General features: G+C 33.0%; 12 protein-coding genes and 1 pseudogene. 9 read left to right on the top strand and 4 right to left on the bottom strand.

Annotated elements, in window-relative coordinates; genetic code table 11:
- Window position 1: 1 nt before the first annotated feature.
- From MUA21_RS11605 to argB, 6 genes are all read left to right on the top strand, one after another.
- Window positions 2–667, top strand: a complete 666-nt coding sequence (locus MUA21_RS11605) for an ABC transporter ATP-binding protein (protein ID WP_046206634.1) — start codon at window positions 2–4, stop codon at window positions 665–667.
- A gap of 204 nt (window positions 668–871) precedes the next feature.
- Window positions 872–2,209, top strand: coding sequence for a gluconate:H+ symporter (locus MUA21_RS11600; protein WP_262561321.1), 1,338 nt, complete (start codon window positions 872–874; stop codon window positions 2,207–2,209).
- A gap of 374 nt (window positions 2,210–2,583) precedes the next feature.
- A complete protein-coding gene (gene rocD, locus MUA21_RS11595; RefSeq protein WP_262561320.1) occupies window positions 2,584–3,783 on the top strand; it encodes an ornithine--oxo-acid transaminase in 1,200 nt (399 codons plus the stop codon).
- Between the two features lie 32 nt (window positions 3,784–3,815).
- The gene (gene argC, locus MUA21_RS11590) at window positions 3,816–4,847 is read left to right on the top strand and encodes an N-acetyl-gamma-glutamyl-phosphate reductase (protein WP_145381105.1); all 1,032 of its coding nucleotides are present in this window, start codon (window positions 3,816–3,818) and stop codon (window positions 4,845–4,847) included.
- Window positions 4,848–4,870: 23 nt separating this feature from the next.
- Window positions 4,871–6,109, top strand: coding sequence for a bifunctional glutamate N-acetyltransferase/amino-acid acetyltransferase ArgJ (gene argJ / locus MUA21_RS11585; protein ID WP_145381106.1), 1,239 nt, complete (start codon window positions 4,871–4,873; stop codon window positions 6,107–6,109).
- Window positions 6,110–6,121: 12 nt separating this feature from the next.
- Window positions 6,122–6,883, top strand: a complete 762-nt coding sequence (argB, locus tag MUA21_RS11580) for an acetylglutamate kinase (protein ID WP_262561319.1) — start codon at window positions 6,122–6,124, stop codon at window positions 6,881–6,883.
- Between the two features lie 173 nt (window positions 6,884–7,056).
- On the opposite strand, the gene MUA21_RS11575 is transcribed toward argB, so the two are convergent.
- On the bottom strand, window positions 7,057–8,289 hold the full coding sequence (locus MUA21_RS11575; RefSeq protein WP_107525325.1) for an ArgE/DapE family deacylase: 1,233 nt from the start codon (window positions 8,287–8,289) through the stop codon (window positions 7,057–7,059).
- Between the two features lie 552 nt (window positions 8,290–8,841).
- Between MUA21_RS11575 and ssuE the strand changes: the two genes are divergently transcribed.
- Entirely contained in the window at window positions 8,842–9,381 is a 540-nt protein-coding gene (ssuE, locus tag MUA21_RS11570) for an NADPH-dependent FMN reductase (protein ID WP_073344510.1), read from the top strand.
- 135 nt (window positions 9,382–9,516) lie between these two features.
- On the opposite strand, the gene MUA21_RS11565 is transcribed toward ssuE, so the two are convergent.
- A complete protein-coding gene (locus MUA21_RS11565) occupies window positions 9,517–10,176 on the bottom strand; it encodes a toxoflavin lyase-like VOC family protein (protein WP_262561318.1) in 660 nt (219 codons plus the stop codon).
- A 118-nt stretch (window positions 10,177–10,294) separates the two neighbouring features.
- Complete coding sequence (locus tag MUA21_RS11560; protein ID WP_186297043.1) at window positions 10,295–11,050, bottom strand: IclR family transcriptional regulator; 756 nt, start codon at window positions 11,048–11,050, stop codon at window positions 10,295–10,297.
- A gap of 174 nt (window positions 11,051–11,224) precedes the next feature.
- Here MUA21_RS11560 and MUA21_RS11555 point away from each other — a divergent pair.
- Both MUA21_RS11555 and MUA21_RS11550 read left to right on the top strand, forming a co-directional pair.
- A pseudogene (locus MUA21_RS11555) lies at window positions 11,225–12,552 on the top strand (gluconate:H+ symporter).
- 22 nt (window positions 12,553–12,574) lie between these two features.
- Window positions 12,575–13,594, top strand: a complete 1,020-nt coding sequence (locus MUA21_RS11550) for a zinc-binding dehydrogenase (protein WP_262561317.1) — start codon at window positions 12,575–12,577, stop codon at window positions 13,592–13,594.
- Window positions 13,595–13,811: 217 nt separating this feature from the next.
- Here MUA21_RS11550 and MUA21_RS11545 read toward each other — a convergent pair whose 3' ends face one another.
- On the bottom strand, window positions 13,812–15,401 hold the full coding sequence (locus MUA21_RS11545; protein ID WP_107525322.1) for an L-lactate permease: 1,590 nt from the start codon (window positions 15,399–15,401) through the stop codon (window positions 13,812–13,814).
- Window positions 15,402–15,477 lie beyond the last annotated feature (76 nt).

Genomic DNA, 15,477 nt, shown 5'->3' with positions numbered 1-15,477 from the left:
GATGATAACTTTAAAACATGTGCAGAAACGATATCATAATAAAACAATTTTTCAATCTCTGAATATGACTTTTGAAAACCAACAATTAACTGTGCTATTAGGTGAAAATGGTGCTGGAAAGTCGACACTATTAAGAATGCTTGCGGGGTTAGAACAACCTAATCAAGGGGAAATTACGTACTTTGGGAAAAAATTGTCTAAAAAACAATTACAAGCAATGATTGGATATGTACCACAAGATATTGCATTATTTGAGCATATGACTGTTGCTGAAAACGTTAATTGTTTTAAAGCATTATGTAAACATCCAATATCTGATGCGTTAATTACAAAATACATGGAACAATTAAACATCAAAGATTTAGATGTTACTGTTTCTCGTCTATCTGGGGGGACGAAGCGTAAAGTGAATGTATTAATAGGTTTACTGAATCATCCACGAGTTCTGATACTAGATGAACCAACGGTAGGCATAGACTTAAAATCAAGGTTTGATATCCATCACTTACTCAATCAAATGAAGCGAAATTGTTTGATCATATTGACGACACATCATTTAGATGAGGTAGAGGCACTGGCTGATTGTATTAAAGTCATAGGCGTCGATCCGTTTTATAAAAAAGTATTATCAGACAAACAATGGCAATTTGAGCGTTATCATAATTAACTTTAAGTTTCTAAATCATTTGTTTACTTATATTTAAAAAGTACTTACAAAGTGAATGTCAATCATTTATTTTGTCTGTGCTTTTTTATTTTTAAGAAATCTTAAAACCACAAAATAACAACGTTGTTATTAAAGGAGAAAAGGTGTATAATGTTAGTTTGTGAATTCGCTTTCATAAAATCGATTTTGACTGGGGGACTTAAATTGTCATTTGTGAGTGAAAATTTACCGATAATATCACTTATTATTGGCGTAGCATTGCTATTATTTTTAAATATTAAATTAAAGATTAACAGTATTTTTTCTTTGATTTTTGCAGCTATTGCTGTTGGCTTACTGAACGGTATGAAGCCAATGGTAATCTTAGATACAATTAAAGATGGATTAGGTTCAACGTTAGGTAGTCTTGCACTAATTATAGGATTTGGTGCAATTTTAGGTAAGTTAATGGTTGATTTTGGAGCAGCTCAACGAATAGTTACCACGTTAATTGATAAATTCGGTGCAAAGCATGTGCATTGGGCATTGATTATTATTGGTGCTGTCTTTGGTATTTCTGTATTTTACGAAGTGGCTTTTATGATTTTAGCTCCTTTAGTGATTAGTATTGCTATAGAAGCTAAAACACCATTTATGAAATTGGCTATTACTATGGTAGCTGCAACGACACTATCTCATAGTTTATTTCCACCTCAGGCAGGTCCGACTGCATTGGTAGACGCCTATCATGCTGATATGGGGAAGGTATATATCTTGGGAATCATCGTCTTTATACCTGGTGTAATGATTGCTGGTATCCTTTTACCGAAAGTTATGAAAAATTTGAATTACCCTGTGCCACCGTTGTTGCAGAAAAATAAAGCGTTTAGTGAAAGAGAAATGCCTAATTTTGGGATGAGTTTATTAATACCACTCATTCCTGCGATTTTAATTTCACTTTCAACAATATTAAGTATGTTTCTAACGAAAGACACTTTATGGCATGAAATTGTATCATTTTTTGGGAGTGCAGAAATTAGTCTTATAATCGCAATTCTTACATCAATTGTTGTCTTTGGATTGAGAAAAGGTAAAAAGATGGATGAATTGATGAAATCTTTCGAAAGTGGCTTGAAAGGTGTGGCAACGATTATATTTATCGTAGGTGCTGGTGGTGCATTTAAAGAAATTATTTTAAAAGCAAATGTAGGCGATTATATTGCGGGAATTATGCAAAATACAAATATTTCACCCCTAATCATGGCGTGGTTAATTACAGCACTTATACGTATTGCTACAGGACAAGGCGTGGTGTCAGCAATAACTGCAGCTGGAATTGTAGGGCCTTTAATTCCTACATTTAATGTTAATCCAGTATTGATGGTTCTAGCAACTGCTGCTGGTAGTAATACAATTACACATGTGAATGACGCATCATTTTGGTTATTTAAAGAATATTTTAATATAACGATTAAAGATACATTTAAAACCTGGGGTCTTTTGTTATTTACATCTTCTATTGTTGGTTTGGTTATTGTATTAATCATGGATCTATTTATGTAAAGCAACGATAGTATGAGCGGAATGAAAAATGGTGATTTTTTCTACTCTATATCTCTTTTTAGTTATTTAATATGGCGTTTTACTTAAATATATCTTTTACCACAATTGTTAAAACGATTGAATGTATGATTTGAATGGTAGGTATGGATATTATCTTAAATCTTAAATGATGATATGCAAATTGTATACAATGATTTATGTGCATCTATTGAAATTTTTATAATTTTGATAGATGCTTTTTGCTTATTTTAAAGCCTTTTTAAATATTTTTATAAAAAATTATTTAAATAAACCTTTGACTTATTATATTTAAAAGTGTAATATTCATGAATATTAATACAAATAATAGAATAATAATAAGGCTGGTGTATTTAATGAATACGTTATTCGAATTAACAGATCAATATAGTTCAAATAATTATAGCCCCTTGAAATTAGCATTAAAAAAAGGTAAAGGTGCTCATGTATGGGATGTTGAAGGTAAGCGTTATATTGATTGTATAGCTGGCTTTTCAGTGGTCAATCAAGGACATTGTCATCCGAAAATTATTGAAGCATTTCAAGCACAAAGCGAGCAAATAACTTTGGTATCACGTGCATTATATAGTGATAACTTAGGACAATGGGAAGAAAAAATTTGCAAGTTAGCAAACAAAGACAAAGTACTACCTATGAATACTGGGACTGAAGCTGTGGAAACAGCAATTAAAATTGCACGAAAATGGGGTTCAGATGTCAAAGGTATTAAAGAAAATGAAAGTGAAATCATTGCTATGAAAGGTAACTTTCATGGTCGTACATTAGGGTCTTTATCTTTATCTGCACAAGATAGTTACAAAAAAGGATTTGGTCCATTGTTAGAAAATATTAATTATATAGAATTTGGAGATATTGAACATTTAAAACGATTGATTAATGATAATACATCGGCCATTATTTTAGAACCGATTCAAGGTGAAGGTGGCGTGAATATTCATCCAGACTATTTTATTCAAGAAGTACGTCATTTATGTAATCAACATAATATTTTATTCATTGCCGATGAAATACAGGTTGGACTAGGTAGGACAGGCAAGATGTTTGCTATGGAATGGGAAGGCGTAGAGCCTGATATTTATTTACTCGGTAAATCATTGGGCGGCGGACTTTATCCTATTTCAGCTATATTAGCAAATGAAACAATCATGAATGTTTTAACACCAGGCACGCATGGTTCTACATTTGGTGGTAATCCACTTGCTTGCGCAGTATCGATAGCATCCATAGATGTTTTATTAGATGAAAATTTAATTGAACATTCAGCTGAGTTAGGCCAAATACTGTTGAATCAATTACAACTTATCGATAGTCCAATTATTGATGATGTCAGAGGGAGAGGGTTATTTATTGGTATTGAATTAACAGAACAAGCACAGCCATATTGTTTAGAAATGATAGAAAAAGGCGTGTTGTGTAAGGAAACACAGGGCAATGTTATTAGAATTGCACCACCGTTAGTCATTAATGAAAATGAGATTAATCAAATTGCTGATGTGATTAAAGAAGTACTTGAAAAAAATAAAAAAGCACATTAAAAATTCCGAATATTCAGAAAGGAATGAGGAAGATGATTACAGTTGGAATAGTAGGTGGAAGTGGTTATGGTGCTGTAGAACTTATACGCTTATTACAACATCATCCTAACGTCATAATTAAATATGTATTTTCGCATTCTAAGATTGATGAACCGATCAGTAAAACATTTCCACATTTAAACCATATCGCACTTAACTATACTGAATTAAATGAACAAGCGACGTCTTGTGATGTTATATTTTTTGCAACACCTTCAAATGTCAGCAAACATTTAGTGCCAAATTTAATTAATAATGGTGTTAAAGTGATTGACTTATCAGGAGATTTTAGACTGACAGATAGAAACCTATATCAAACATATTATGGTGAAGCAGCAGCAGAACAAGATTTTTTAGATTCGGCCCTTTATAGTATTGCGGAGTGGAGTGAAATAGATTCACAACGCACAAAGTTGATAGCGAATCCTGGTTGTTTTCCTACTTCTATTTTATTGGCGTTACACCCTCTGATTGCTCAAAATGCAATCGATGTTCATTCAATTATTATTGATTCAAAAACAGGTGTTTCAGGAGCAGGACGTGCATTAGCACAACACCTTCATTACGCTGAAATGAATGAAAATTTTAGTGCCTATGCAATTGGAAACCACAAACATAAACCAGAGATAGAACAGTATATATCTAAAATTGCAAGAACAAAGTGTAACGTGATGTTCACACCACATTTAGTACCGATGACAAGAGGTATTTTATCTACAATTTATGTGAAGTTAAACGAATATATGACAGCAGAGCATTTACATGACATTTATAAAAATTATTATGAACAGAAACCATTTATAAGAATTAGAGACTTGGGAGAATACCCCAGAACAAAAGAAGTGTATGGTAGTAATTTTTGCGATATAGGTCTGTATGTAGATGAAAAAAATCAATGGGCTATTATCGTATCAGTTATAGATAACTTAGTTAAAGGTGCGAGTGGTCAAGCAATCCAAAATTTAAATTTACTTTATGACTTAGACGAGACAACTGGTCTGAATCAGCTACCAATTTATCCTTAATGAAATGCGAAAGGAGAGATGAGATGAAAGATATTGAAACGATAGATACATTCAATCAAATCACTGTAGATATCAATGGTGACGTTGGATCGCCATTGGGGTATATGGCTGGTGGATTTCATGCTGGCCTAAGAAGAAAGAAAAAAGACTTTGGATGGATTTACTCTACGACAAAAGCGACTGCAGCAGGTGTATATACGCTTAATCGTTTTAAAGCAGCACCACTTAAAGTAACTGAAGATAGTATCAACATCGATCAAACATTGCAGGCAATTGTAGTTAATTCAGCAAATGCGAATTCATGTACTGGAGATAGAGGTATACAAGATGCGAAAGATACACAAAGTTGGGTGGCTGAACGATTAAACATAGAACCACATCATGTTGGTATTGCTTCGACAGGTGTCATTGGCTCATTTTTGCCTATGGATAAAATGAAACGTGGCGTCGATCATGTTTTACACGATGCGTTTAACCAGAGTGACTATTTTAATCAATCGATTTTAACGACAGATACGACAACGAAACATGTGTCTGTAAAATTAAATATAGACAACCAAATAGTGACAATAGGTGGTACAGCAAAAGGTTCTGGGATGATACATCCCAATATGGCAACCATGCTTGGTTTTATAACGACAGATGCAAAAGTTGGTAGTGAGCCATTGAATGAATGTTTAAAACAAATTACAGATCACTCATTTAATATGATAACTGTAGATGGTGACTCTAGCACGAATGACATGGTTCTATGTATGGCAAATGGTCAAGTTGATCATCATTGGCTAGATGAAAATCATCCTGAATGGCAAAAATTTGTTTACGCCATCAATTATGTTGCACGTTATTTGGCTCAGTCGATTGCAAAAGATGGCGAAGGTGCGACTAAATTGGTGACAGCTAGAGTTAAAGGGGCAATAGATATCCATGAGGCAAGAAAAATGGCGAAAAGTATTGTTTCATCTAATTTAGTTAAAACAGCAATTCATGGTGAAGATGCAAATTTTGGAAGAATTGTAACAGCGATGGGTTACGCATCAAAACATATAAATCCTCATGCGACAAACGTAGCATTTTGCCAAGTTGCTGTGGTTAAAGCAGGCATGTCAGTGGCATTTGATGAAGCTTATTTAAAAAAACAATTGGAAGCAGACAATATCATTATAGAAGCTACTGTAGGTGATGGAGATGGGGAAGCTACCGCTTATGGCTGCGACTTATCATATGAATACGTGCGCATAAATGCGTCGTATAGAACTTAAGAGGTGTTTGATATGGATTACATTGTAATTAAAATAGGCGGGAGCACTTTGACGAATATGCATGATTCGATAATTGAAGATATTGTTGCATTAAAAAAGCAAGGTTATAAACCATTAATCGTCCACGGAGGTGGGCTTTTTATAAATCAATCTTTGGAATTACAAGAAGTAGCAACAGAATTTAAAGATGGTCTGAGAGTTACTACCCACGAAGTACTTTCTGTTACGACTCAAACATTAATTGGACAAGTGAATCCTAGTTTAGTCAATAAAATCAATCAATTTGGTGTTCAAAGTATCGGCATGAATGGCATAGATGCGCAATTATTTGATATTAAACCATTAGGTTTAAAATATGGTTTTGTTGGCGAACCTATTCATATAGATACAAGTGTTATCGCAACTTTAACTCAATCCTTTCTACCAGTCATCGCATCTATAGGTGTAAATCAAATGACGCACCAGGTATATAATATTAATGCCGATACGCTTGCGTATAAAATTGCGCAAGCTTTACATGCACCAATTTATTTATTAAGCGACATTCCGGGTGTTTTAATCAACGAAAAAGTACAACCGTCATTAAATGCGAAAAACATCGAAACATATATTGAACAAAAATTAATATATGGTGGTATGATACCTAAAGTCCAAGATGCTGTTAAAGCAATAGAAAAGGGATGTCAAAAAGTAGTTATTGCAGCAGGAAATGAAGCGCACATTATTCAAAAAATGCAACATGGCCATAATGTAGGTACTACAATTTGCAAGTAACAATGTACAAAAGCGTAAATAACAAATTTTTAAATGTGTTGTTTTGTTCCACTATTGTCAGGACAAGGTTTTAACAGTATGTACACACGTTTACCTTATCACGATGTTATAAAAAAGCTCAGAACATAGTGTGTCTGAGCTTTTTTAAATGGCTGAAGTTAATTTAATTAAAACTAAAGCTTTTTAGAATAAGTTGTTAAAAGTTCACTGTAAAAATCAATGAATTTTAAATACATGTCTTTTTCTACACATTCATCAATTTGATGTGGTTTAATACCTGGACCAAATACTAAGAATGGGAAAGTTTCATCTTTATTTTTTAATAAGTTTGAAGCATCAGTAACGCCACCGATTGGAGAAGCGATAAAGTCCTTGTCAAATAGAGATTTAGCTATATTCTGAGCAGTATTAATTAAGCTGTTATCACCAGTAGTGAGTACTGGATCTAGGTCTAAGTATAGGTCGCTTGATAAATTTGCGCCTTTATCATTATGGTTTTGAATTGTGTTTGAGAATAACGTTTTTACTTGTTCATTATCATATTCTGGAATTGTACGAATATTAAAATCTGCATCTGCCTCTTCAGGAACAGAGTTCACCTGTACCCCACCGTTAATTAATGTATTGCTAATAACTAAACCTTGAAGTGCAGATTCTACGTCTTCAAGTGCTGTTGTTGCAGGCAATGATGGCTTAATTCTTTCAATGAATTTTGTGAAATCTAACGCTTTTCCCTGAACTTCTTTTGAAATTCTAGCATAGGCGTCATCAATATCTTGTATAAATGAGATTAATGGTTTTATGGCATTAGTGCCCATTACTGGCATAGAGCTATGTGCTGATTTACCGTAGGAAGTAATACGATAATCCATTGAACCTTTATGTGCATACACCATGATATCTTGGCAAGGTTCTGCTATAAGTAATGCATTAACGTCATCCATATAACCCTGTTCGTACAAAGTTTGAGAACCAAGTTGCTCCATTTCCTCACCACTAGTTGCTAAAAATCTAATACGACCATGTTGCAGTGCTTGAGAAGATTTAATATCAATAAGTGCAATTGCTAACGCAGCAAGTCCTGACTTCATATCTGCTGCGCCACGACCATATAAAAATCCATCATCCTCAGTAAGCGAAAATGGATCGTATGTCCATTGAGATTTATTACCTGCAGAAACAACGTCCATATGACCTGAGATACCGATTACCGGCTTGCCTTCACCGATTTCAGCAATGAGGTTAGCACGTCGTTCATCAATTTTTTGAATTTTTGATTCAATTCCGTAGTTAGAAAATAGTTTCTGTAAATAATTACAAACTTCAAGCTCATTATCATTTACTGTCTCAATCGCTACAATATCTGATAAGATTTGTACTTTTTCTTCATTAGAAAATGTACTTATTGTGTATCACTCCTTTGTATGTCTAAATTAAGTATACATCTAGAAAAAAAGGTTTTTAAAGTGAAACGATTTTTAAAAAAAGAATATAATAAAATTATTTATATTGTAATACTTTTTAGAATTGAAACAAAAAAACTGATTTTGTACTATTACACTCAATCGTTTATGATGTTTAGAATTAATAATGTGTTAAGAAATTAAAAAAATGCATTAACAGGTGAATTAAAAGGTCATAGCTTTTGAAGCAGTAGCATAAATGATAAGTTATCAATGGATTTAGATAATAATCAACATAAAGTGGTAAATGAAAATATAATTATTTCCAAGGAAATGCCTAATCGATGTCATAAATTTAATATATAAAATTATTGATACAATAATAATTGCGATAATTCAAATCATTTCCTATGATTTTACCTATATTTGATGATACGCTAAAGAAGTGGAAATTGGTTCCAATGGATCTTATTTTTTCATATATTTATAAATAGATAAGCGTGTAAATATCGAAAGTATATATGAAAAATTTTATATAGAAAGGGGATTATCATATTGGCCAAAGTAGCAATTATTGCTGGAGGCAATAAACTAAAATCAAGACTCACGGGTATTATAGATTACGCGGAATCATATTTGAATGCTGAGGGCATCGAGACAAATGTCATACATGTACATCAATTAGATGCTGAGGCTTTAATTACTGCAGATTTTTCTAATGAATCGATAAATGATACGCATAAAACGATTGAAGATGCGGATGGTGTTATTATAGTATCTCCAGTATTTAAAGCTGCCTACTCAGGTATAGTGAAAACGTACTTAGACTTGTTACCACGAGGGGCATTTACAGGTAAAACGGTACTACCATTAGCTTTAGGAGGCACGTTTGCACATGTGCTGGCAATCCAATATAGTCTTGATCCAGTTATCAAAGAACTAGGTGCAGATACTATTCATAAAGGCAGATTTATATTAGATAAGCACATCACACAAAATGAAGATGGTAGTTATGGTTATGACCAAGAAGCAAAAGATGGTTTAAATAAAACTTTAAAGAAATTTGTCAGCGATAAGTCACAAGTTAAAGAGTAAATTTGATTGTAAAACTGTTAAGATCAAAATATACGATAAGCTTAGAATATGACGTTATAAAACGATATTAATAAAAAATGAGCACACAGTATCAAAACTTGCTAAATTGATATTGTGTGCTCATTATTTTTAGATTTAAAGTTTATTTAAGTGCCATTTGGCTTGGTTATCCATGCTTAACTTAAATTCATTTGTTTGAATGCACATGGGATGAGATTCGGAAAACTGGTCAGAGAACAGCCATTTATTATCTTCCGGTGTCAGTAAAATAAAACTGTCATCATAATGATCGCCGATAAAGTTTAAATCATGTGGTGCAAAGGGTTGCTTTTCATATGTATTTAAATGAAATTTCGACAATGCTTCAAAGACTTCCTTCGTTTCATTACATACGAATCCAATCTCACTAATTCTTGAAAATTCAGGTTCATCAGTTATATTAGAAATGCGTGCAATGAGTTCCACGACGTTTCCAGAAGGATCTTGAAAGTAAAATGAATGTGCAACAAAAGATTCGAAATACGTCGTATGCTGACCATCCTCCATCAATAGAAATAAAATATTTTGATAATGTTGTTTCATGTCGTAGAAATGGTTGTATGGAATGTCAATCGCAAAGTGATAAAATGGTTGGACATCGTCGTTTGCTTGTTGAAAACACAAATGCGTCTCTCCAATTTTAACTGTAAAAGCCTCTTGGCCAATCATCCAAACTGGACATTCTAAAATTTCTTCATAAAATTGGAATGTCTTTTCAAATTCTGAAGTGAATAATTTAATGTTTTCAATTTTCATAAACAAACCCACCTAATCCTCATGTTTATCATATAAATATAAGAAATAATTTACTTGTACTTTATCAAAATAATAATCAATATGATAATAATAAGAATTTTATATGAAATAATACGCATTAAGTAACAATATGGCCCAAATTTTTAGAAATAGAATGAGTAGTTGCTTTTAATTGTTCTATAAAAAATTCTTTTTTATCTAATTTGGAAGTTGGTACAGACAAACTTATGGCACCTTGAACTTCATTTCTAAAGTTCACAAAATAAGCACCAACACAAAATATCCCTTTCTCATTTTCTTCTTTATCCTCAGCATAGCCTTTTTGACGAATTACTTTTATTTCATCCATTAAATCATCAAAATTTGTGATGGTATTTTCTGTGTAAGCTTTAACAGTTGTTGCTTGCCATATTTGGTGTATTGCATCATCGCTATAAGTAGATAATATTACTTTACCTACTGCTGTACAATACATGGGCGAGCGTAATCCAATTTTCGAAGACATAGACTGTTGAGATTCATTAGGTATGAATTTTTCAATATATAAAACTTCATTTTTATCCTCTAACACTAAATGACATGTTTCGCCAACATTAATTGCAAGTTTACTTATTAAACTTTTAGCGATATTTAAATAATCAATATTTTGTATACTAGCGTATCCAAGTTGAAATAATTTATAGGAGAGCTCATATTGATGTGTTAAATGGTCTTTCTTTACATAGTCATTTTCGATTAAAGATTGTACTAAACGGTGTATCGTTGTCTTGGAAAGACCACTCAATGACACAAGTTGATTTAATGATATTGGGCTATGTTTTGAGATTAACTCTAATAAATTTAGTGCACGATCAAGTGATTGAACATTTGACATAATCTTCCTCCTGAAATAACAACGTTTTCTTTATTTTATTGACAACGCTTTCATAACATCATTATAATATAAATTAATTCCTTAATGCAATATATTATCTCATAATATGGAATAAACATAAAAATACAAGTTGAATTGCTTACAAATTGTCAATAAAAGAAGGGGAGTGTTTCAGTGTTTGGGGAATTATGGCCACTAATAGGTGTTGTATTAGGTATTATTGTACTTTTATTTCCTTAATCGTTACATCTATTTTTACAGGTATTATTTTGGGAATGCCACTAGATAATATTATTGAAACAGTAGAAAAAGGGATGGGCAATACTTTAGGTAGTGTTGCTATTATATTTGGCTTAGGTGCCATTTTAGGAAAACTAATTGCTGATGGTGGAGGTGCGAATCGTATTGCTGACACACTTATTGATAAGTTTGGGGAAAAATATATCAAATGGGCAATGATTTTAGCATCATTTATTATTGGTATTGCATTGTTTTTTGAAGTGGGATTAGTATTGTTGATTCCATTAGCATTTACGATTGCGAAGCGTTTAGGCGTATCACATATGAAGATAGGTATTCCAATGGCAATTGCATTATCAGTAACGCATGGTTTTTTACCACCACATCCAGGACCAGTGGTTATTGCTAAAGAATTGAACGCGAATTTAGGAGAAGTATTATTATATGGAATTATTATTGCTATTCCTACAGTTTTGATTGTAGGTGGTCTTTTAGTGCATTTGTTACCTAAATTATCACCAAGTGCTTTTTCAAAAAAAGTGGACATGTCAAATATCATTTCTGAAGTTGCGATTAACGATAAGTATAAACCGGGTTTTGGTATTAGTGTTTTTACTGCTTTATTACCTGTAATATTAATGTTGCTTTCGACAATTGTACAAATGATTACCGGACATCAAGATGGTGCTACAAATCAATTTGAAAGTATTGTGTATTTTATAGGTAATGCACCTGTAGCAATGTTAATCTCACTATTATTCGCAATATATTCTATGGGTATGCGTCGAAGAAGAACAATGAAGCAAGTAATGGACAGTGCTTCTTCTGCAATTATTCCGATAGGTATGATGATACTGATTTTAGGTGCAGGTGGTTCATTTAAAGAAATCTTAATAGATGGTGGTGTCGGCAAGACAATTGAGCATATGTTTGTTGGTTCAAGTATGTCTCCAATATTATTAGCTTGGATTGTTTCATCTTTGCTACGTATTGCACAAGGTTCAGCTACAGTAGCAGCCATTTCTACAACTGGTATAGTGCTGCCACTACTACAAGCAACAGATACAAATTTAGCATTAGTAACACTTGCAATTGGTTCAGGAAGTATTATTTTTTCACATGTTAACGATACAGGATTTTGGATTTTTAAAGAATATTTTGGATTAACAGTGAAAGAAACATTTTTAACATGGTCAGTATTAGAAACTGCGATTTCCGTTTGTGGGTTAGCATTTGTATTAATATTAAATATAATTGTATAAGATGGAAGGAGTATCATTAATTATGAAAGCAGTATATATTAATGGTAAAGAAGATATCGAACTAAAAGAAGTTGAAAATATTCAAAGTCATAATGATGAATCTAAAGTGTTAATTGAAGTAAAATATGTAGGTATTTGTGGATCTGACTTACATTATTTAGCAGATGGTACTAGTGGAGCTGCAGTGATACGTGAGCCATTAATACCAGGCCATGAACTCAGTGGTATATTACTTGAAGAGATGGTGTATCAAGGTGCAACCTTATCAAAAGGAACCGAAGTAACTGTGCACCCTGCCACATATGGTGAGAAAATTGATAGATTGCCTAACAACCCTGAAATTTGGCCAAATGGTTCATATTTAGGATCAGCTAGGTATTTACCTCATAAACAGGGAGCTATGGTTGAAAAAATGTTAGTAGATAAATCTCAAATTATAGCCTTACCGAAAAATGTATCACTAAAGCTAGGTGCATTAGCTGAACCACTTAGTGTGGGAATGCATGCAATTAATTTAGCTGGCGGAGTCAAAGGTAAATCTGTACTTGTTTCTGGGGCAGGTCCCATTGGCTTACTTGCTGCAGGGGCTGCGTATACACTAGGTGCTGATAGTGTCACAATTACAGATATGTTAGCAGAACCATTATCGCGTGCGAAAGATATGGGAGATATACAAATATTAAATATAATGGAACATGAAGTGCCTGAAGATCAATTTGATGTTGTTTTAGAATGTTCAGGTGCAACACCAGCGATATCAACCGCATTTAAAGCAGTAAATATTGGTGGAATTATTATTCAAGTTGGCAATTTACAAGATAAGGATGCGCCGATAAATTTAAGTCCTATTAATATTAAACAAGCTACTTATCGTGGTTGTTATAGGTTTAATAGTGAAATAGAAGAGGCATTAAAAGTATTAGAAAAAAATGACAGTTTAGGTAATGTTGTAACACAAATATATAATGTTGGAAAATATAAAGAAGCCTTTGCAATAGCAGCAAATTCAAAATTATCTTCAAAAGTCATGATTGCTTTTTAATCATAAAAGTTATATTGCAGCAAAACAGAACGGAGTTAATATATTGGTATGATAATATAGTGATTTATAAAACTTCATAAAAAGGCTGAGACAATTCAATTTGTCTCAGCCTTTTTTCTTATCGCTGTGCGATGACGAAGTGATTTTAGATCAATTAAATTTGAATATCTCACTTCGTTTTTAAGTTCAAGATATTTGTATCTCAGACTTGCATAGACTAAGCGAAAAATAATGAGATAATATACGCGCTAATCCCAACTAGAATACAATACAGAAGTGCAGGGCCTAATGTTTTTCTTATGACACTACCTTCTTTACCAGGCATATTAACTACCGCACAAACTGCGACCACATTATGCACACAGATCATGTTACCGGCAGCTGCACCAATGATTTGTGCAGCTAATACAATAAATGGATCTGCACCAATAGAGTTAGCAATGTTTAATTGAATAGGTGAGAAAGTCAACGTTGATACAGTAGCACTACCTGTAATAAACGAACCTAAAGCACCTAAGAATGGTGCTACGAATAGCCATACAGGACCTAAAGTATTAGCCATATTTTTGGCGATATATTCTGGCATACTTATTAAATCATGCGCATTGATACCTGAGTTGATAAAAACATGCACCATTGCGAGTGTGGCAATTAGTGTAATACCAGTAATTTTTATTGTTGATAAGGATGTGATACTTGCATTACCTAAATCCTTAATAGATTTTCTTTGAATTATAATGGCGAAAATTGCTGATAATAATAAAATTGTCCCAGGTGAATAAAGAAATTGCCATTCAGATGATATTTCAGAGAAATTTAAAATATTATTCCAAGAAAAATCAAGAACATGTGTGGTGAAATATTCAACACTTGGAACCGTTCTCGTTAATAAAAGTAAGATAACAACCATTACATAAGGTGCCCAAGCAGTTAGTGAACTCATAGAATGTTCTGTACTATCTGCTTCGTATGTTTTATCTAAGCCATCTGTCCACACTGTTTTAGGTAACAACCAACCTTTACTTGCAGTTAAGACGGCAACTACTAAACCAGTTAATGAGCCTAATATAGCAACAAATTCTGCGCCGAAAACATGTGCATATACAAAGGCAGATACGGCATATACAATTCCTATTAATGCTAGCCATGGTAGCATTTCAATAATGGATTTTAACTTTTTATTTTTCCCAAAGAAAATAATCATCGTAGAGATAACAATGATAGGTATGAAAATACCACTCAATAAATCTAATATAGTTATTTGCTCAGCTGTCGAATGGAAAAAGGATTGATTTGCTTCTTTTAAAGTACTTAATCCAACAATAACTGGCGTGCCTACTGCTCCGAAAGACACTGCAATACTATCGGCAATTAAAGCTGTAACAACAGCTATCATAGGTCTAAAACCTAAAGCAACTAATAAAGGTGCTGTAACCATTGCAGGTGTACCAAATCCTGAAGCGCCTTCAATAAGTGAACCAAATAAGAAAGCGACAATGATGACTTGGACACGCATATCTGGTGAAATTTTCTTAAATCCTGCATTGATACGGTTTACTGCACCCGTTTGGCGTAATGTATTAAGTAACACGAGCGCACCGAATAAAATATAAAGTATCGTTAATGTTTTGTGCGTACCTTGAAGTATTGAAGCTATAACGACATTACCTTGCATCCCCCATACAAAAATCCCCAAAACTGTTACAACGATAGCGCTAATAATCATCCCTTTTAAAGCTGACATACGTAAGAGTACGAGAAATAAAAAAGGTACGATTACTGCACTGAAAGCGACTAATAACATCATTTTATATAAAACTCCCTCATAAAAATTTAATAATCATCTAGTCATATGATGTTTAAACAACTCTCATTGTAAACGT

It is taken from the genome of Staphylococcus ureilyticus (assembly GCF_025558845.1).
Taxonomy (GTDB): Bacteria; Bacillota; Bacilli; order Staphylococcales; family Staphylococcaceae; genus Staphylococcus; species Staphylococcus ureilyticus.
This window is presented reverse-complemented; position numbering and strand designations above follow the sequence as displayed.